Origin of the sequence: Streptomyces sp. NPDC001222 (genome assembly GCF_042896945.1) — a bacterium.
Taxonomy (GTDB): Bacteria; Actinomycetota; Actinomycetes; order Streptomycetales; family Streptomycetaceae; genus Streptomyces; species Streptomyces gibsoniae.
In genome coordinates this window covers 11862-30517 of sequence record NZ_JBIAXT010000048.1, presented here as the reverse complement: position 1 = coordinate 30517, position 18656 = coordinate 11862, and the positions used below count along the sequence as shown (strand labels likewise).

General features: G+C 69.8%; 13 protein-coding genes and 3 pseudogenes. 6 read left to right on the top strand and 10 right to left on the bottom strand.

Annotation, left to right across the window (positions count from 1 at the left end; translation table 11 throughout):
• Positions 1-238: 238 nt before the first annotated feature.
• The 6 genes from ACFY2Z_RS37945 to ACFY2Z_RS37920 form a co-directional block, all read right to left on the bottom strand.
• Positions 239-802 (bottom strand): TetR/AcrR family transcriptional regulator, encoded by a 564-nt coding sequence (locus ACFY2Z_RS37945; RefSeq protein ID WP_390748549.1) that lies wholly within the window; start codon positions 800-802, stop codon positions 239-241.
• A 174-nt stretch (positions 803-976) separates the two neighbouring features.
• Positions 977-2281, bottom strand: a complete 1305-nt coding sequence (locus ACFY2Z_RS37940) for a PucR family transcriptional regulator (protein WP_390748548.1) — start codon at positions 2279-2281, stop codon at positions 977-979.
• A 304-nt stretch (positions 2282-2585) separates the two neighbouring features.
• Positions 2586-4226, bottom strand: a complete 1641-nt coding sequence (locus ACFY2Z_RS37935; RefSeq protein WP_390748547.1) for a bifunctional 3-(3-hydroxy-phenyl)propionate/3-hydroxycinnamic acid hydroxylase — start codon at positions 4224-4226, stop codon at positions 2586-2588.
• Between the two features lie 22 nt (positions 4227-4248).
• The gene (locus ACFY2Z_RS37930) at positions 4249-5172 is read right to left on the bottom strand and encodes a VOC family protein (protein WP_390748546.1); all 924 of its coding nucleotides are present in this window, start codon (positions 5170-5172) and stop codon (positions 4249-4251) included.
• A 63-nt stretch (positions 5173-5235) separates the two neighbouring features.
• Positions 5236-6111: a fumarylacetoacetate hydrolase family protein gene (locus ACFY2Z_RS37925; protein WP_390748545.1), complete on the bottom strand. Its 876-nt coding sequence runs from the start codon at positions 6109-6111 to the stop codon at positions 5236-5238.
• A 125-nt stretch (positions 6112-6236) separates the two neighbouring features.
• Positions 6237-6626 carry a lipocalin-like domain-containing protein gene (locus ACFY2Z_RS37920; protein WP_390748544.1) on the bottom strand — a complete coding sequence of 130 codons (390 nt, stop codon included), beginning with the start codon at positions 6624-6626 and terminating at the stop codon, positions 6237-6239.
• 407 nt (positions 6627-7033) lie between these two features.
• On the opposite strand from ACFY2Z_RS37920, the gene ACFY2Z_RS37915 reads away from it, so the two are divergent.
• Together ACFY2Z_RS37915 and ACFY2Z_RS37910 are read left to right on the top strand one after the other, a co-directional pair.
• Positions 7034-7735: a hypothetical protein gene (locus ACFY2Z_RS37915; protein WP_390748543.1), complete on the top strand. Its 702-nt coding sequence runs from the start codon at positions 7034-7036 to the stop codon at positions 7733-7735.
• Positions 7736-8058: 323 nt separating this feature from the next.
• Positions 8059-9117 carry a zinc-dependent alcohol dehydrogenase family protein gene (locus tag ACFY2Z_RS37910; RefSeq protein ID WP_390748542.1) on the top strand — a complete coding sequence of 353 codons (1059 nt, stop codon included), beginning with the start codon at positions 8059-8061 and terminating at the stop codon, positions 9115-9117.
• 77 nt (positions 9118-9194) lie between these two features.
• Here ACFY2Z_RS37910 and ACFY2Z_RS37905 read toward each other — a convergent pair.
• Positions 9195-9413: pseudogene (locus ACFY2Z_RS37905) on the bottom strand (IS110 family transposase); the annotation flags it as partial.
• A 130-nt stretch (positions 9414-9543) separates the two neighbouring features.
• Positions 9544-10518, bottom strand: coding sequence for a helix-turn-helix domain-containing protein (locus tag ACFY2Z_RS37900; protein WP_390748541.1), 975 nt, complete (start codon positions 10516-10518; stop codon positions 9544-9546).
• Positions 10519-10743: 225 nt separating this feature from the next.
• On the opposite strand from ACFY2Z_RS37900, the gene ACFY2Z_RS37895 reads away from it, so the two are divergent.
• Positions 10744-14889: a hypothetical protein gene (locus ACFY2Z_RS37895; RefSeq protein WP_390748540.1), complete on the top strand. Its 4146-nt coding sequence runs from the start codon at positions 10744-10746 to the stop codon at positions 14887-14889.
• 173 nt (positions 14890-15062) lie between these two features.
• Here ACFY2Z_RS37895 and ACFY2Z_RS37890 read toward each other — a convergent pair whose 3' ends face one another.
• The gene (locus tag ACFY2Z_RS37890) at positions 15063-15410 is read right to left on the bottom strand and encodes a hypothetical protein (RefSeq protein ID WP_390748567.1); all 348 of its coding nucleotides are present in this window, start codon (positions 15408-15410) and stop codon (positions 15063-15065) included.
• On the opposite strand from ACFY2Z_RS37890, the pseudogene ACFY2Z_RS37885 reads away from it, so the two are divergent.
• Positions 15336-15518 (top strand): annotated as a pseudogene (locus ACFY2Z_RS37885) (IS110 family transposase); the annotation flags it as partial. The gene ACFY2Z_RS37890 and the pseudogene ACFY2Z_RS37885 sit on opposite strands and share 75 nt — an antisense overlap.
• A gap of 208 nt (positions 15519-15726) precedes the next feature.
• Here the strand turns inward: ACFY2Z_RS37885 and ACFY2Z_RS37880 are convergent.
• Complete coding sequence (locus ACFY2Z_RS37880) at positions 15727-15948, bottom strand: hypothetical protein (RefSeq protein ID WP_390748565.1); 222 nt, start codon at positions 15946-15948, stop codon at positions 15727-15729.
• A 76-nt stretch (positions 15949-16024) separates the two neighbouring features.
• Here ACFY2Z_RS37880 and ACFY2Z_RS37875 point away from each other — a divergent pair.
• A pseudogene (locus ACFY2Z_RS37875) lies at positions 16025-16687 on the top strand (transposase); the annotation flags it as partial.
• A 683-nt stretch (positions 16688-17370) separates the two neighbouring features.
• Positions 17371-18528, top strand: coding sequence for a PP2C family protein-serine/threonine phosphatase (locus ACFY2Z_RS37870; RefSeq protein WP_390748539.1), 1158 nt, complete (start codon positions 17371-17373; stop codon positions 18526-18528).
• Positions 18529-18656 lie beyond the last annotated feature (128 nt).

Here is an 18656-nt window from a genome sequence, read left to right as displayed (position 1 = left end):
GGCGGGCGCTCATTCCAAGACGGCCGGAGCCTCGCTGTGGCGACGCCATGTCCCGTGGGACTGGCGATAGCGCCGCGGAGCTTGGCCAATGACACCGCAACGGGTCGCAAGCCTGGGCCGCCACGTGTCATCGGTGTCCACGACATCGTGGATCGCCGACGCCCCGGCCGGCAGGGCAACGGTGCCGTAGCACGGGGCCCACCCGACTTGGCCAGCAGCGGCGCACCAATCCGGACCCTCAGACGAGATCGGGCAGCGGGCGCCGCGTGACCTCGTGCGCGTCCTCCGGCGGGAGCCCGAGCATACGCAGGACCATCTCCGCCAGGTCGGAGGCGGCCTCGTCGCCGTCGAGGTCGGGGCGTCCCAGCCTCAACGCCACCAGCGACAGCAGGGTGCCGCCCAGGGCGGACAGGGCTGTGGTCGGGTCGGCAGCGGTGAAGCGGCCCGAGGCGATGCCGCGTTCCAGATCGCGACGTGCTCGTGGCGACAGGCCACTCTCGGAGTGGATGTGGGCCAGGCCGCGGTCGCGCAGGATCCGCATGAGCTCGGGGTGGGAGTCCGCCATCCGGGCGGAGAGCCGGAAACCCGCCGCAACCAACTCGGCGGGGTCCTCGATCCCTTGGACACGCTCGTCGATGACCTGGCCGAACTCCTCCAGCGCGTCCGTCACCGCCGCGTCGGAGAGCTCCGTCTTGGACTCGAAGTGGTTGTAGAAGCAGCCGAAACCGACATCGGCGCGCTCGGCGATGGCCTGGATGCCGGCGCTGGTGTCCCCGGTCTCCGCGAGGATCTGTCGGCCCACACGGATCAATGCCTGACGGGTCTCGGCGCGGGCCTGCGCCGTCCGTGCGGCAAGCGGCGTGGTTCGCCAATGGGTCCGGTCACACCACGGGGGTGAAGGTTTGCGGCGGAAGCAGCCGCTCCGGCCCTCGACTCCGTCTGGCGGACCGTCCGTCACGGCACCTTGTACTCGAGCTCAGCTCCTGGCCGATGGGCCGAGGGGCGAGACGGCCGCGATTTCGAGCGCCACGCGCACTTCCAGCGAGGTGATTGCCGTGGTGGTGACGGGCAGCAGTTCCTCCGCGCGTTTGACGCGGTACGTGACGGTGTTGCGGGCTACGTGCAGGCGTTCGGCCGCGGCGCGGGGACTGCGTTCCTCGGCGAGGTAGACGCGCAGAGTTTCGCGCAGCTCACGCAGGCGGGCCCCCTCGGAGGCCAGCGGCCCGAGCACCTCCTGCACGAACCAGCGTGCGTGTTCGGGGTCGGCCGTGACGAGGGCCGCCAGGCGGATGTCCTGGTAGTCGCAGAGCCAGGAGCCCGACGTGTGCGAGGCCATCCGTTGTGCCTGCAACGCCCCCAGATGGCTGCGCCGCATGCCGTGGGGCCCCGGTGCGGGCGGGCCGAGAGCCGCACGCACTCCTGCCGGCTCGGGCAGGGAGCCGCGCAGGTGCCGGACGTGGTCTTCGTCGGTCTTGCCGCTGACGGCGAACCATGCCCACACATGGTTGTCGTGAGCCGGGATGACGAGCGTCCTGGCCGCTCCCAGGGCGCGGGCCATGGTCGAGGCCGCGTGGTGCAGCCGTTGGGCGGTGGGCGCGGCGGTGGCGGTGTCGTCGCCCCACAGCACCGCGGCCACGTGCGTGCCTGACAGGTCGTACCGCAGACGCAGCGCGGCGGCTTCCCGGTCGACCGCGCGGCCGGCCAGCAGTTCGTCGATGACGGCGCGGCGGGCGGCTTCGTCACTGCCGCGCCAGCGGTCCCGTTCGGCGATGTACTCCTCGGCCATCACGCTCGAATGGGCGTCGACGTAGGTGAACATCAGGTCGTCGATCCGGCGCAGCTCGGCCAGGCGCTGGTCGGCCGGGACGTGCTCCTCGACTCCTGCTGCCAGGCCGCGTGCCAGCTGCGCGTGCCCGAGCCGCACCCCCCGCAGGACGAGCTCCAGCGGGATGCCGCGGCGCGCGAACTCCCGGCATCCTTCCAGCGCCTCCTCGGTGAGGGTGGGCAGGGGCCGGCCGATGTCGGACGCCATCAGGTGCAGGCCCGTCAGCACCGCGGACTGGGTCACACGCCGCAGGGTGGTCGCGGCAGCGGGACCGCCGCCGTGCTCGGGCACCTTCCTGAGGACCTCCTCCGCGATGGCGTCGGCGCTCTGGAGCGCCCACTCGACCGGGCCCGCGCCGAGCTCCGTGCGTGCCGCGGCCAGCTCCGCCGGGGACAGGACGGGCTCGGTCAGGCGGCCGGGGTCCGGCCGCAGCCACTGGAGCCACTGTCCCCTCACGCTTCTCGTCCCTCCGTCGCGGGGAAGGTGGGCGAGCGGGCCGCTCGCAGCTGCGACCCAGGTCAGGGAACCATATCTTCCCTGCTGAGTCGAGCAGCCGCGGACCCCGCCGCTGAGGACGACGAGCGCCGCCGTGCAGGCCGGCCGCAGGATGCGTCCTGCAGCCGGCCTGCACGGTCGCGCCGTTCACCGGCAGGGGTTGCTCACCCCGCGCGGCGGCGCGGCGCGGTGCGGCGCCGCCCCGTGCCGCGCGTCGCTGTGCTCGGCGCGGCCTGCCATGGGCACCTGCTGTGGCGCCGGCGGCTCAAGCGGTGACCTCCGGGGCGGGGGCCGCCGTGAGCCCGCCGCGCAGCGCAGTGACCAGACGCGGGAGGTCGGCCGTACTCTTGGCGCCGCCGAAGACGTAGAAGTCGGGGCGCACCAGCATGGCCTCGATGCCCGCACGGGCCAGGTCGGACAGGTAGGTGCGGTCGAGATCGACTACGTCATCGGGGCCGTTCGCCGCCGGGTCGTCGGTGATCCTCAGCAGGCGGAGCCGGACCTGCTCACACCAGGCCAGGGTGTCCTCGTCGAGCCCGTCACGCGGATCACCGGTGGTGAGCAGGGTGAGCCCGATGCCGACGGTTTCGTCGAACATGCCGGTACGGCCCCTGAACCGCACCCGTCCCTGCCGGCTGAGCTGCCCGGTCGGCTCCGCGGGGGCGCCGGTGCAGTCGCGGTCCAGCAGTCCGCCGGTGAAGGTCCCCAGAAACTGGTCTCCCTGTGGTACGCGGCCTGCCCGCTGGTCGGCGATCATGCGGGCGTCGCGCTCGACGGCCGCGGCCGGGTCCGGCTCGCAGATGACCCTCCCCAGCATCACGGACTTCTCGATCGCGTTCTGCAGATGCTGGCATCGCTCGGTGGTGTAGGTGTCCAGCAGACTGTCGTCGGCTTTCCCGGACAGCACCAGGTCGAGCTTCCAGCTCAGGTTGATGGCGTCACGGAGGCCCGAGCACAGGCCCTGCCCGGCGAACGGCGGCATCTGGTGGGCCGCGTCCCCGGCGAGCAGCAGCCGGCCGTCGCGCCAGGAGTCCGCCCAGCGTGCCCGGAAGGTGTAGACGGTCTGCCGCTCAAGGGTGGCGTTGTCCGGGTGCAGGTCCCACGGCTCGAGCAGCTTCCAGGCGGTCTCGGCCTGGTGGAGCTCGGCGATGGACTCGCCGGGCAGGCGCATGAATTCCCACCGACGGCGGCCGGGGCCGCCGACCACCGCTGTGGTCGGCCGGGCCGGATCGCAGAGCTGCAGGTTCCGTGGCGTCCATGCGCGGTCCCGGTCATGGGGCATGACGTCGAGGACCAGCCAGTCGTACGTGAAGCCGAGGTCGGTGACGGAGGTGGGCATGCACGAGCGGATGAAGCTGTTGGCGCCGTCGCAGCCGACGACGTACGCGGCCCGGAGGGTACGCTGCGCGCGCACCCCGTCACGGAGCAGGGGCTCGTCTCCCGCGCTCTCCGCCACGGTGACTTCCACCGCCGTGGGGCCCGCCTGGACGGCCACGGCTTCCCAGCCGCGCAGGATGTCGATCCCCGGCAGCGACTGGACGCGCTCGTTCAGGGCCGCTTCCACGGTGGGCTGGTTGAACGCGCTCATGTTGGGCCAGCCGGAGTGGTTGTCGTCCGAGAAGTCGAAACGGAGGAGTAGCTGACCGTCTCCGTTGCGCCACTCGTAGTCGACAGCGGGTTCACTGACAGCGGCCATGTCCAACCCCAGCGATGCCAGGATGCGGCCGGCCTCGTGGTCGAAGACGACAGCGCGTGGCAGCGGGTAGGGCTGGGGCCAGCGTTCGACGATGCCGACCCGGCGGCCTCGGGTGGCCAGCTGGATGGCCGTGGCCAGCCCGACCGGACCGGCGCCGACGACCAGCACGTCGTAGGTCTCCGCGGCGAGACCCTCGGTCGAGGTGCTCATGATTGCGTTCCTTTTCGTCTGTTCAGCCGGCGTCGTGCGCGCCGGTCATCATCGCGGCGAGGTCCTCGGGGCGGAGGAAGGACGGCGGTACGGGCGGGCCCCAGTTGTACAGGGCGAGGCGGGCGTCCTCCCACGTCCCGGGGGTCCACAGTTGGTCGTCGACGATGCAGTCCATGTCGGAGTAGTACTCGGAGAAGTTGCCGGCCGGGTCCCGGAGGTACCAGAAGAAGTTCGACCCCAGCTGGTGGCGGCCCAGACCCCAGACGTGGCGCTCGGGGTGGTCCTCCAGCATCCGGGTGGCGCCGCGTCCCACCTCGTCCACGTCGTCCACCTGCCAGGAGGTGTGGTGCAGGAAGGAGATGGGGGCCTTCTGGACGAGGACGTTGTGGTGGTCGGTGGAGCACCGCAGGAACGCCGCGCCCGGTACCAGGTCGCTGACCTTGAAGCCGAGCCCTTCGGTGAAGAAGCGCTGGGAGGCTTCCTGGTCGGTGGAGCCCAGGACCACGTGTCCGAGGCGGCGGACGCGCACCGGACCCTCACGCAGCACGCCGGGGGCACGCTCGCCGGTCCGCTCGATCCGCCCGGGAGCGTTGTACGGCATCCGCGCGGCGGCGGGCTGCACGATGCGCGGCTGCACCTCGACGGTCACCGTCACCTCGGTGCCCGGGTCGACCGCGCGCAGGCGGTGGGTGTCCCGGACGAACGGCACCTCGAGCCGGTCGAGGGCCGAGCCGATCCGCCCGAGGTCGTCCTGGTCGTCGGCGCTCAGGGTGAGTTCCTCCAGGCGGCGCCGCGCCGCGTGAACGATCTTGAGCTGTTCGCCACCGTCGGCAGTGGCGAATCGGCCGTCGCCGAGGTCGGTCAGTCCGAAATCGGCGTAGTAGGCCGAGGTGTCGGCCACATTGGGCACCCCGATCGTGATGTGCGCCACGCGGTGCAGGGCCATGACAGTCTCCTCAAAAAGCTTCAGTGTGCGGGTGGTGTACGCAGACGGGTGTGGGGCCGCGCGTCAGACGGCCTGGGTGCCTTCGGGGTAGGTGGGGCCGGCGACCAGGGGGTTGCGCAGCTCACCGATGCCGTCGATCCAGCTGCGCAGTTCCTCGCCGGGGGCCAGGAACCGGCGCGGGTTCCGGGCGCCGCCCACGCCGGCCGGGGTGCCGGTGAAGATCAGGTCGCCGGGCAGCAGCGTGCAGATCGACGACATCCAGGCGATCTGCTGGGACACCGAGAAGATCATCTGGGAGGTACGGGAGTCCTGCATGGTCTCGCCGTCGATCGCGCAGCCGAGCGCGAGGTCGTCGGGGTCGTCGAACTCGTCCGGGGTGACCAGCACCGGCCCGGTCGGGCTGAAGCCGGGGAACGACTTGCCGAGGGAGAACTGGGGCGCCGGTCCCGACAACTGGATGCCGCGCTCGGACAGGTCCTGGCCGAGCGTGAGGCCGGCCACGTACCGCCACGCGTCCGAAGCGGCGACCTGGTGCGCCTCACGACCGATCACCGCTACCAGCTCGACCTCCCAGTCGACCAGGGCACTCGGCAGCTCGACCGTGGCGTAGGGCCCGGTCAGGGACGTGACGTACTTGGTGAAGACAGCGGGACGCTCCGGTACGGCGACCCCCGACTCCGCCACGTGGTCGGCGTAGTTCAGCCCGACCGCGAAGACCTGCCGCGGGCGCGGCACCGGCGCGCCCAGCTGCTGCTCCACCACGGCGATCCGCTCGTGGCCGGTCGAGGCCGCCGACCGGGCCCAGTCGCGGAACTCGGCCCAGCGGTCGAAGACCGCCTGCGGGTCCGAGGAGAACAGGCCGTCGCTGGCCTTCTCCACATCTACGGCGCCGTCGGGGAAGACGAGCACGAGACGGCTGTCGAGCGTGGCTGTCCGCATGGCACAACACCTCCATGTTCAGAAAGCGAAAAGGGGAAGGGGGAACGGGACGATCGAGTGATCAGTCGGACGGTCGTTGTCGCTGCTCCGGCTGTTTGGCGGGAGACCGGGCCCGTCCTACGTCGTCAGGCATCGGCCCGCCGCCAGACAATGCGCACCTGGGAGTCGTCGGCCCCGGCAGCTGTCAGCTCCAGCCGTCCCGGGCCGAACTGGACCTCGCGCACCAGGTCCGTCCCCGTCCACGGCGCGTAGTGACTGGTCTGAACGTGGTGCACGACCGACCCGTCCGCCTCGCGCTCCCAGCGTCCGGCGTACGCCACGGTCCCGGCGGCTGCCTCCTCGAACGGGGATACGAACGGGGCGTCATCGGGATGGACTGTCAGCAGTGCGCTCATCCAGCCGTCGGCGGCGTAGTGCAGCACCCCCCTGGGACGCTCCCCGAGCGGACGGACGACCGTCCCCTGTCGTGTCAGCGAGAAGTCCTCAAGGACCCAAGCTCCGAGCAAACTGTCCATGTGTGCCTCGCACCGTGCTTCAGTTCCGTCGGCCCGGCCGCGCAGACATCGTCACAGCACCACGGTGACCGCCCGGCGGCCGGGCCGAGTGGCCGGCTCCTGCCACCCACACAGAGCAGTCAACCCGCGACCGCGGCACGGGATCTTGGTCCCCGGAACTCAAAATTCCGCTTGCTTTGGGCTCACCGCACCCATGTGAGCAGCGCCGGTCCGCAACCCGCGCTTCGAAACGAAATGGAGTAGCTCGCGCGCCACCGGTGTCGTGCGACGCCCTCTCTTCGTGCCGCAGGCACGAGCAGAGGTTCGTGCCGGTGCGTACTCCTCGCCGGCCTCTGACCCGTTCCGGGAGACGTTTGCGGCCACTCGTCCTGTTAGCGAGCCCACGGCGGGGCTGGCAGACTGACTCTGTGGTTCCGCTGATGGTCGCGGCGGATCAGATCGCGTCCTCATCGCTTACCGGCGCCAGTGTGGTATCAGGCTGCGCACTGCTCTTCACCGTCGCGTCGTTCTGGTGGCTCAACGCCCGACAGGGACGCCTGCAGGCGTGGGAACCTCATTCCTTCGCGGCGATCGTCCACGGTTCCACGGCACGCCTGCGACTGCCGCTCGTCCTGCACAACACCGGTCCCAAACCGATCGTCGTGCAGGACCTCATCCTGACCTTCCCCGATGAGCCCGCCTCTCATCTGCCACTCCTGTGGGTGTCCTCCCCGTCCCGGCTCCAACCGGGGCCGGACGAGGAGGCGAAGCTGCCGGCGGGGTTCGTCGTGCCCGGCAGAGAAGCGCAACAGCTCTTCCTCGAGTTCGAGGCACCGTTTTCCGGCTTCCTCCCGGAGGCCCGTGACTACAAGGCCCAGATACAGGTGCGGGTCGGCCACCGCAAGGGGTGGCGCCCCTTGCTGACGTTCAGCTTGAGGGCCGCCAACATCATCGATCCAGGTCGCTACACCGTCTACAACAACGCACCGGTCGAGCTGACGAAGGAAGACCAGAAAAGAGCGGATGCCGCGCTCCTCGAGCTGCTGGAAGAGCACGGGGACGGCTCCCCTCCGGGCGGCAGGAGACAGGGGGACCCGCCTGAGGACGGCGACGCCGACACAAGCGGCTGATGCCGAGTTCCGAATCGGCGCAGCGGGCATTCTCTCCCTGGTCATGGTCCACCGCCGAGAACCTTCCCGAAGCTGGGCGTAGCGTGAAGTGACGGGTGCCTGTCCGGACTCGTACTGCAGCGAGCGGTGCGGGGCTCGGCAAACCGGTGAGCCCAGAGCCCTTGCATGATCATCTCGGGTGAGCCGGTTAAGGGTCTGGAAGAGTCCAATGCCGATCACAACCTCGGCACCCGCCCGGGCGCCGACCCCAGCATCGCTCTGCCTGGAGCGTCCGCCGGGTTCCTCGTGGACCGGGAGACGAAAGGCCACTCATGCCTCGATCCATGCGCGCGCTCGTAGCCGTAGCGGCCGGCGAGCCCGCCGATGTCCTGCGGCTGGAATCCCGGCCTGTTCCCATGCCGGACGCCGGTCAGGCGTTGATCCGTGTGAAGGCGACCCCGGTTCACGCGAGTGATCTGCACGTGCTGCGCGGCCGGTACGGCTTCTCGCCGGAGTTTCCCGCTGTCGGGGGCTACATGGAATGCGTGGGCCGCATCGCTGACCTGGGCCCGCAGACCGAGGGGCTGAAGGTCGGTGAGCGCGTGGTGGCCGCCGTGATCCCGGCCGTACCCGGGCCCGCTGTGGCAGGCACCTGGCAGGAATACCTCGTCGCCGACTCACACAGGCTGCTACCGGTCCCCGACCAGCTGAGCGACTCCAGCGCCTGCCAGCTCGCCGTCAATCCATTGACCGCGCTGCTCCTCGTCACGCACGAACTCGACGTGCAGCCGGACGAGTGGCTGTTGCAGACCGCCGCGGGCTCCACCGTCGGCCGGCTCGTGATCCAGCTGTCCCGGCATCTGGGGATTCGCACGATCAATGTCGTGCGCCGGCGTGCTGCTGTCGAGGAGATCACAGCGATCGGTGGAGACGAGGTCATCTGCACAGAGGACGAGGACTTGGTGCAGCGCGTCGCTGAGATCGCGGGACCGGCTGGCGTGCGGAAGGCCATCGACTGTGTCGCAGGCCCCGTCGGCGCCCAAGTGTCCCAGTCACTGGCTCCGCGTGGAGAGCTGCTGGTGTACGGCGCGCTCTCCACCCACCGGCAGACCGACCCGGCGGCGCTGACTATTCCGCTCCAGGCCCGCTCGGTCATCTACGAGACCAAAACAGTCCGTGGGTTCTGGCTGAATCGCTGGTTCGGCAGCGCCTCACCGGAGGACGCGCTGCACGCGCTGGCCCAGGTGCGCGGTCTCGTCGCCGATGGGGTGCTGAGCATCCCCCAGGGCCGGCCGTTCCCGCTCGAAGCCTTCGCAGAAGCCGTCGCGCTGGCCGAAGCACCCGCACACGGCACCAAGCCACTGTTCGTCTTCGACGAGGGGCGGGACGAAGGTGATGGGTAGGGAGCCGCCCTGCTGGCGCGACCGCTGAGCACCGCTCGCGCGGCGGCCTGAGCGTCGAGCGGGTCCGACTTCCCGAGCAGCCGGCGGACCGAGCGGTCGGGCCGGTTCACTTCGAAGACCTGAATCTGCTGGGCCAGCAGGTAGCGGGACAGGCCCGCGCCGAAGGTGCCGGTGCCCTTCACACCGGCCCGGCGCACCGTACCCCGCTTGCGGGCCCAGACAAGAAGCTGCCGATAGCCGACTGTCGTTGCCGGAAAGGGCTCGGTTCCCAAGATCTTCCCGAGCGGGGAGATCACGGCGCGACATGCACCTCGCCGTGCACGCGTAGGTCTGCGGCGGTGGCCGCAGCACGGCACCCGCCGTGTGCGAGGCCCTGGCCGCCGTCTACCGGGCGCTCCCGGCGCTGTCAACCATCCCGGACGGGGATCAGAGCCACCCGCGGCGAACTGCCTGCGCGCCCGCCTGGAACCGGCTCGTCGCCCCGAGGCGGACGGTCAGGTCGGTGATCCGGCGGCGCAGGGTGCGTTCGCTGAGACCGAGTTGGCGGGCTATGGTCTCGTCCTTCAGTCCGGCGTGGAGCAAGTGGAGCAGAGCACGCTCCGCCTCGCCGAGGTCGGGATGGTCGTCCGTCTCCCGGGCCTCGCTGCCGAAGACGGGCGTGGCCTGCCGCCAACTCACCTCGAAGAGGTCGACCAGTGCGTCGCACAGCGGTGACCGGTGGACCAGGGCGGCCGTACTACGCAGGCCGTCGACGCCGGCGGTGAGCGGAACGATGGCATCGCGACGGTCGAAGACCAGCATTTTCAGGGGCACATGGGGCAGCACCCGGGCCTGTTCCCCGAGGAGCACGAGGTGCTGGAGCAGATCCGCGCGTTCGGGGATGGCCAGCACCTGGCTCGAGTAGACCGCCCGTGCCCGCACGCCACGGGCCAGCAGCTCCTCCTCGGACTGCAACGCACTCGCGTCAGCCGTGAGGTAGGGCGGGGTGTCGAAGCACAGCACCTCGTGCTCGGCGCCCGCCATCAGCGCGGTCAGCCAGTCGGTGATTGCGGTCGGCCCTTCGATGATCTCGACCAGCCCACTCGGATCGGAGCTGAGCTTGCGTTCGTTGAACTCGGCGCCGTAGGCGTCCAGCGCGGCCTCCGCGCGCTCCAGCTCCAGACGGCGGGCGCGGATCAGAGCGGCCAGGCCGATGCGCGGATCCAGCGGGGCGTAGCGGGTGGGTCGTCCCGCCGAGGGGACCGCGAGGCCCGCCGCGACCAGGTCGTCGAGCATGCGGCGGGCCTGTGCCGTGCCGCAGGACTGATGCTTGGCCATTTCGGTCGCGGTCAGTGGCGGCGAAGCCAGCAGATGGCGGTAGGTGCGCTCGGTCGCATCGTCCAGACCCAGGGACTCCAGCACAGGTTCGCCTCCTCATGTATGTCCCGGCCGAGGCGGCGCCTGGCCGCTACCGGCTGCTGACCGGTATCGGCCAGCCGTTCGTCTCCCGGTGAGCCGGGTGCGCTGGAACAGTACCGGCATCCCCTGCAGGGCGGTTCACCAGTGCTTCTTCGACACAACCGCCCTGCTCCCACCCGAGAGGCGCGTGGTCACTTGAGAATGCGTGGAAAGGGCATACGCTCCGGCATGGTCGCCACCGTGCTGGGGCTCGCCGCCGGCCTGCTGGTCACACCGTCGGCTCAGGCGGTCCCTCAGCAGGGCGCGAAGAGCGTCCGGCTGACCGCCGCCGCGATCGAGAGGCTCAGCAGGCGGTACGAACCCCGGATCGACGGCACGCCCGGGCAGGTCGCCGCCCAGGAGGGGCCCGCGGCCGCCGCCCCGGTGCTGCCGGGCACGAAGCCGAGCGTGATGGCCGGCCCGGGCGAGCACACGGACACCCCGTCCTCGTCCGGCGCCCCGGGTTTCCAGCGGACCGGTCGGTGGGAGACAGCCCGTGGCTTCGCCGAGAGCCTGGCGCTCGGCGGCACCAAGGACTGGGTGGGCGTCTTCAGCGGCGGGACCGTCGCCCGGTACGACGCCCAGGGCAGGCAGGTGTGGAGCCGCGGAGCCACCTCCTTGTACAAGGACTGGCAGGTGACCCCCGACAACTGGTTCCAGCCGTACCCGTATCTGCCGAACCTCTACGCCGGCTACAACCCGTACCAGATGTCGGCCACCGGCAAGCAGCCGTACGTGACGGGCGACTTCGACGGCGACGGTGTCCAGGACGTCGCCGTCGCCTACGCGGTGGGCGACTGGCCGTTCCGGCCGTTCTCCTCACCCGGTTCGAAGGTGGACTACGGCACATTCGTCACCGTCCTGGACGGCCGTAGCGGGAAGACGGCGTGGAGCAAGCTGGTTCCCGGCTACGTCGGCACCATGCTGTTCCAGGACGGCAAGCTGATCGTCGCCAACACGGTCGGCCCGGACTGGGGCGGCGATCCGGTACCCGAACAGGGCGACAGCCGCAGCAATCTGACCGCCTACAGCTTCGGCCACGCCGGTGACGGCAAGCTCACCGGGACCGCAGACTGGACCTACTCGACGCACGCGCCCTGGGCGTACTGGGGCGATCTGACGTCGATGGGAAGCGGCCGGATCGCCGCGTCGTGGTCCGACACCCCGATGGACCTGGGAAGCCCGCGCCCGGCGGACGGCAACGTGCTGGTGCTCGAGACCTCCGACGGCAGCGTCACGGCGCACACCAAGACGCCCGGCTACCCGCGCATGCTGGTGAAGGATCCGGGCGCGGACCGTGTTCTGGTGGTCGAGCAGAACGACCCGTTCGACAAGGTGCGCTGGGACCTGACCGCGATCGATGCGCACAGCGGTGAGCGTGCGGTGCTCGCCTCTCGTGAGGGCACTGTGCCGGAGGCGTTCAAGGTCCTGCCGAACGCGCACGGCGGGCAGCCCCGGTTCGCGGTCGCAGAGCTCGGCATCGACGCCGACTTGTCGGACGGTCAGAGCACGATCTCCGGCTGGGACGCTCAGGGCCGCACCCTCTGGTCGTACACCACGGCCTCCACGACCGGCGGGCCGAACGCCCCGACCATGGCGCTGTCCTCCGATGCGAAGGGCAGCGAGGTGTTCGCCTCGCTGTCCGACCCGACGAAGGCCACCGCCGACACCCCGGCGGGTCCCGAGCACACCCAGCTCATCGGACTGAAGGCCGCGAGCGGTCAACTCGACTGGCGAAAGGACGGCGCCGTCTCCGGCGACACGCTCACCCAGTACCAGGGCGGACTCCTCACCGTCGGCTATGACGACACCGCCTACACGGTCAACCCCCACAGCGGTGCGTCGCACGCCATGCCCCTGGCCGGTGACCCCTACGCGGCCGTCGCCACGGACGTGAACCGGGACGGGACCAAGGACCTGGTCGTCGCCGGCCAGAGCCGTGGTGTCTTCGCCGTCGACGGCAGAACCCTGAAGAAGGCGGCGCCGACCGTTCTGTGGCGGGCCACCGTCGACAGCTCGGTGCACGCCCTGCGCCTCCTGCCGAACCCCGGCAAGGACGCGGCCGGCGACGGTGTGGTGGCCGCGACCGACCACGGCTTCGCCGTACTGGACAGGCACAGCGGTGAGGTGCGCGCGAACGTGCACACCGGCGGCTATGCCGCTTCGCTCACGGTCGTGGGCGACGGCCGCGGCGGATCCGAGATCGTCGTCCCGGGCAGCAGCCTGACCGCGTACAGCGAGCAGGGCAAGATGCTGTGGACGTACCGGCCGAAGGGTACGGCGGGCAAGAGCCTGGTCTTCTCCAGCGTCACCACGGACGGCGCTGGACACCTGTTCTTCGAGTACGGCGGCACACACCACGGCATCGGCCTGCCCACGCAGGCCACCGACCCGGCGCCGACGGCGGTCAGCCTGGACGCCGCCACCGGCATCCCGAACTGGACCGAGACCCCGACCGGCTCTGATGCCGTCGCGATCGTGCCGACCAACCCCGCCCTGGCCGACCCGAACATCCCGGGCGCCAGCGGGCACGGTGTCGCCTTCGCCTACACCGGCGATTTCAGGAACTACAGCCACCTGGTCCAGATCCTCGATGCGCGCTCCGGCGCGGTGATCAAGAACTACGACAGCCCCGGAACGTCGCAGGGCTTCGTCGCGTCCAAGAAGACCGGCCTGGTCGAGATGCGCGAGTTCAACGACTTCGTGTACCCGGCGAACGGCGGTGAGCCCTACGACGTACCCACCTTCCTCGGCTTCCACTCCGCAGTGTTCGCCAGATCCGTCGGCGGAACCGAGGCGTTCGTCGGTGCCTACCAGAACCTGTGGTCCTACGACACTCCCTTCGCGGACAACGACGGCTTCCTCCGCGAGAGCGCGACGGACTTCGCCCTGGGGGCGAGCCAGGTGAAAACAGCGGCGCTGGGCGACGGCCCCGGCGACGACCTGATCGGTCTCGCGCTCGACTGGCGGGCTCTGAACATCGCGGCGCAGTCGATCGGGGACGCCGTCAACGACATCGACTACTTCCCGCATGGCCTGACCACCTACAAGCTCTCCGAGGACGAGCCCACCCGGATTCCGACTCCTCCGAACGGCGACACGTCGGCCGCGGCCCCGCAGACCGCCGCCAAGGCGGGTCAGCTCAACGGCGACCGGATGCACAGCGCGAGCCCGCTGAAGGACCTCGGCATGCCGATCGGCACCGCCTCGGTCCCCATCGAGATCCAGTCGAAGACTCCGGCAGCCAAGAGGCTGAGCGCGGGCCAGGACAACGCCCAGGAGGTCGCCCCCGGCTACACCCCGCAGCAGGTCCAGGCACGCTTGGGCCTCAAGGGTGACGGCACGGGCCAGACGATCGCGATCGTCGACGCGTACCACTACCCGACGGCGAAGGCGGACCTGAACCACTTCGCCGCGCACTTCAACCTGCCGCAGACCTGCGACACGGCCGGCACGGGAGAGGACTGCTTCGACTTCCAGCAGGTCTACGCGGACGGTACCCAGCCGGACGTGGACACCGGCTGGAACGAGGAGGCGGCGCTGGACATCGAGTGGGCGCACTCGGCGGCCCCGCACGCCAAGATCGTCCTGGTCGAGGCCAAGGATCCGACCATGGCAGCGCTGTCCCGGGCCCAAGACGCGACCGCGGCGCTGCACCCGGCCGCGGTCAGCAACAGCTGGGGCGCCGGCGAGTTCTCCGAGGAGGCCTTCTACGACGGCCACTGCAAGCTGACCGACTCGGTCTGCGTCCAGTCCACCGGAGACTTCGGCTATCCCGGCAGCTACTCCGCCACCAACCCCTACGCCCTGGCCATCGGCGGCACCAACCTCCGACTGGACGCCGACGGCAACACCATCGACGAGACGGCGTGGAGGTCCACCGGCGGCGGCCTGAGCTACTTCGAGCCGCGCCCGGCCTACCAGGACGGCGTGCAGCCCTCGCCACTCAGGGCCACACCGGACGTCAGCTTCGTGGCCGACCCCGCCACCGGCGTGCCGGTCTACCTGACGATGACGTACGGCGGCGCCTCCCACTCCATGTGGTTCAAGGTGGGCGGCACCAGCCTGTCCGCCCCGATCTGGGGTGCGATCATCGCCTCGGCCGACCAGCTCCGGGCCACCGCCGGCAAGCCGCACCTGGCTTCCGACGGTCCGGACGGCGACACGGCGCACACCGATGTCTACGCGCTCGGCAGCAGCTACCTGCGAGACATCACCGCCGGCTCCAACGGCCGATGCGGCGCGGAGTGCACAGCCGGCCCCGGCTACGACACCGTCACCGGCCTCGGCTCCCCCACCGCGGGCGTCGACGGGGCCCTGGCAGCCATGAAGTAGCCATCCGGTGCGAGCACGCAGGGTCCCGGCGTCCTTCTGGACGCCGGGACCCTGAGCTGTCTGTCGTCGAGGCTCTCAGCCGAGGTCGTGCAGGGGGCGCTGGGTGACCTTACGAGCGGCTGCTGTCACGCCTTGGACCTGACCAACACCGGCCCGCTCACCTTGCTGACCGGCTAGCAGACCCCCGCCGCCATCCGCCGTACGGCGCCAAGCGGCTGGAAACCTGGCTGCGCAACCGCCATGTCGTGCACCCGGACCGGATCGCCCAGATCGCCATCGAGGCCGCTGAGCAACAGCACATCAGCCTGCCCGGCGAGAAGCTGGCCGCTCAGCTGGTGCATACGCTCGCGAGGGAGGTGATAGGGCTCAACCAGCAGGTCGCCGAACTCGACAAGGACATCGAGGCCAGGTTTCGCGACCACCGAGCTTTCGACGTGATCACCAGCATGCCCGGTCTGGGCATCACCCTTGGCGCCGAGTTTCCTGGCCGCCACCGGCGGCGACATGACGCTCTTCGGCACCGCCGACCGACTCGTCGGCTTCGGCGCGTCGCCCCGGTGCCCCGCGATTCCGGGAAGATCAGCGGCAACCTCCGGCGTTCCCGGCGATACAACCGCCGTCTCCAACGCGTCTTCTACATGTCGGCGTTGTTCAGCATCCGGCACTGCGACGAGTCACGCCGGTTCTACGACCGCAAACGCGCCGAGGGCAAACGCCACACCCAAGCAGTCCTCGCCCTCGGCCCTCCGCCGCGTCAACGTCCTCTGGGCGCTCCTACGCGATGGGTTCTGCTACGAGCTCACCCCACCCAGATCCGCCGCAGCTTGACAGGCCGCATTAGGAATCACCGACAGAGAACTCGAGGATCGTTGCGGCCGTCACGAGCCCGTGGCCGATCTCGTGACGGATCCGATCAGGGACAGGGCCGTGGACATGGGCCGATGACACCGGAGGCGATCCATCTTTGCGGAGTTGCTTCAGTTCCTCGTCCTCCGCGGTGGTCAGCCGGTCGTCGCGTTCGCCGGCGTCCGCCTCGGCCTGGCGGACCCAGCCGCGCAGGGCCTCCTTGTGGACGCCCAGGTCCTTGGCGACGTGCGCGGCCGACGGCGAACGCGACCCCGAGGCGCTGGCCGATCTGCTGACCGGCTACCAGACCCCGGCCGCCCTCCGCCGGCGCGGCTTGGCACGCCTGACGGCCTGGCTGATCAATCGAGGTGTCCGCGACGCGGACCGCGTGGCCGCCACGGCCGTGGAAGCGGCCCAGGCCCAGCAGACCGCCCTGCCCGGCGAGGACACCGCCGCCCAGATCGTCGCCGACCTGGCAACACAGATCCTGGCTCTGGACGACCGGCTGGGGCGCATCGACCGGCAGATCCGCGACGCCTTCCGCACCCACCCACAGGCCGAGATCATCGAGTCGCTGCCCGGCATGGGCCCCATCCTCGGAGCCGAGTTCGTCGTCGCCGCAGGCGACATGACCGCCTACGCCGACGCCGGCCACCTGGCCTCAGCCGCCGGCCTGGTTCCCGTCCCCCGCGATTCCGGCCGCCGCACCGGCAACCTACACCGCCCCGAGCGCTACAGCCGCCGCCTGCGCAGAGTCTTCTACCTCTCCGCGCAGACCAGCATCATCCGCGACGGCCCCAACCGGGACTACTACCTCAAGAAACGCGGCGAGGGCTGCAAACACGTCCAGGCCGTCATCGCCCTCGCACGAGGCCGCACCAGTGTGCTGTGGGCCCTCCTGCGCGACGACCGAGCCTTCACCCCCACCCCGCCAGCCACACAGACGGCTTGACTCGGTCACTGAAACTCGCGGCCAAAGCCGCTAGGCCGACCGCGCGTCCAAGGCGCAGGTTCCAGCAGGAAACTCGCCCTTGGTGGCGACCGCGGTCACCTGTCACGATCAAGCATGGACAACAGCTTGCTCGGGCCGACGACGAACCTCGGCAGCGTGGCTGAGGCCAGTGGGGGTGCAGCGAGGCACACGCGCGCCTGATCGGTCGGTGCACCCGCCGTCGTGGCTGACTTTCGCCGGCTGAGGCACAGGCACCTCCACGGGCTCCTGACCTCGATCATGGACGGCACCCCATCCGCTTGACTCGGCCATTGAAACTCCCGGCCAAAGTCGCTACGTCGACCGCTCGGTACCGTGCACCGCGAGGGACGGCAGGTCAGTCGTCACCCCAGTCGCGGAACGTCCCTGCCCAGCGGCGGAGACCCGCCCCGATCAAGCCCGGTCGGCATCCATAACGCTTGTGACCTGCAACACATTACCCCACATGCCCACATATGTCCGTTTTAATTGATAGAACCATCAGAACCGAGGATATGATCCCTTACGAGACGGAGCAGCACATGGCATTCACGTTCCGCGACCCTGCGTGTACGGCTGCAGGTTGCGTGCAGGAGCCACACCTGATGCATCACCGAGCTGGGCCGTCACTCGTTCTCTCGCGCACCTTGCCGCAACCACGATCCGTGCTGACAGTCGCCTTGCTGTTCATTCTGACGATCACGCTCATCGATCTTCTGCTGCCTGACTCAGTTCATCTCGGCGACTTGCTGATCATGGCGCCTGTACTCACTTCCTGGTACGCGAGCTCACGGGTGACCTCACTTGTCGCCATGATGGCCGTGTCGGCTTTGATGGCCATCTTCCTGGTCCGCCAATCGGTGAACCCGCCGCAAGCGGCTGCCCTCATTGCGACCTCGGTGGCCGTCGTGATCGCCCGGTACCTGACGGAACACGGACAGCGAAAGCTGGTCCAGCTGCGCGCAGTCGCCGAGGCCGCGCAACGCGCCATACTGCCTCCCCTCCCCCAGCGACTCGGCCCCCTTCACCTGGCCTCGATGTACCTGGCGGCGGAGGACGAAGCACGCATCGGCGGAGATCTCTACGCCGCCGTGCGCACGCCCACGGGCACACGGTTGATCATCGGCGACGTTCGAGGCAAGGGCCTGGCGGCGGTCGGCATCGCTGCCCACACAGTCAGCACGTTCCGCGACGCCGCACGCCGGCTGACCACGCTGCCGGAACTCGCCGCCTACCTGGATTCAAGTGTCCGCAGCAACGCATCCGAAGCAGTGAGCCCCGAACAGGCCGAAGAGGCGTTCGTCACCGCCACTCTCCTCGAAATCCCCGACGCCGAGCCCGTCGTGCGGAGCGTCATCTGCGGAAACCCCCCACCGCTACTTCTACGAACGCACGACGTCGTGCCCCTGGAAGCCGACCAACCCGCGCCCCCGCTGGGACTGGGCGCATTGACGCAAACCACCTACCACCTCGACACCTTCGCCCTACGCGCCGAAGACACCCTCCTCCTCTACACCGACGGCGCCATCGAAGCCCGCGATACCGACGGCGAGTTCTACCCGCTTGCCAAACGACTCACCCCCCAGGACCACCGCAATCCCACGGCACTCCTCAACCACCTCCGCGGCGACCTTCTCAACCACGTCGGAGGCCGACTTGACGACGACGCCGCGTTGATCGCAATCAAACGTCAACCCGCTGACGGCACAGCGCCATCGGCTGACCAACCGACCTGTGATGAGTGGGGCGTCTCGATGTCCTTCGATATGCGGTCACGCAGCACTGCTGACCTGGGGGAACGACCCAGTGCAGTACAGCAGTGAAGTACAGCAACCACCACGACCGCCACGGACCGCCAACGGTCCTTGGCGCTGGGCGGCTCCTCACGGACCGGAACGCTCTGACCTGGAGTTTCATGCCCGCGCTGGACTGGCATAGACATCCCTGGACG

Bases quoted from the DNA above. Each gene is read 5' to 3' on its own strand.
- ACFY2Z_RS37920 (WP_390748544.1), bottom strand. From the start codon at position 6,626: ATGGACAGTTTGCTCGGAGCTTGGGTCCTTGAGGACTTCTCGCTGACA.
- ACFY2Z_RS37935 (WP_390748547.1), bottom strand. From the start codon at position 4,226: ATGAGCACCTCGACCGAGGGTCTCGCCGCGGAGACCTACGACGTGCTG.
- ACFY2Z_RS37895 (WP_390748540.1), top strand. From the start codon at position 10,744: ATGGTCGCCACCGTGCTGGGGCTCGCCGCCGGCCTGCTGGTCACACCG.
- ACFY2Z_RS37930 (WP_390748546.1), bottom strand. From the start codon at position 5,172: ATGGCCCTGCACCGCGTGGCGCACATCACGATCGGGGTGCCCAATGTG.
- ACFY2Z_RS37925 (WP_390748545.1), bottom strand. From the start codon at position 6,111: ATGCGGACAGCCACGCTCGACAGCCGTCTCGTGCTCGTCTTCCCCGAC.
- ACFY2Z_RS37910 (WP_390748542.1), top strand. From the start codon at position 8,059: ATGCGCGCGCTCGTAGCCGTAGCGGCCGGCGAGCCCGCCGATGTCCTG.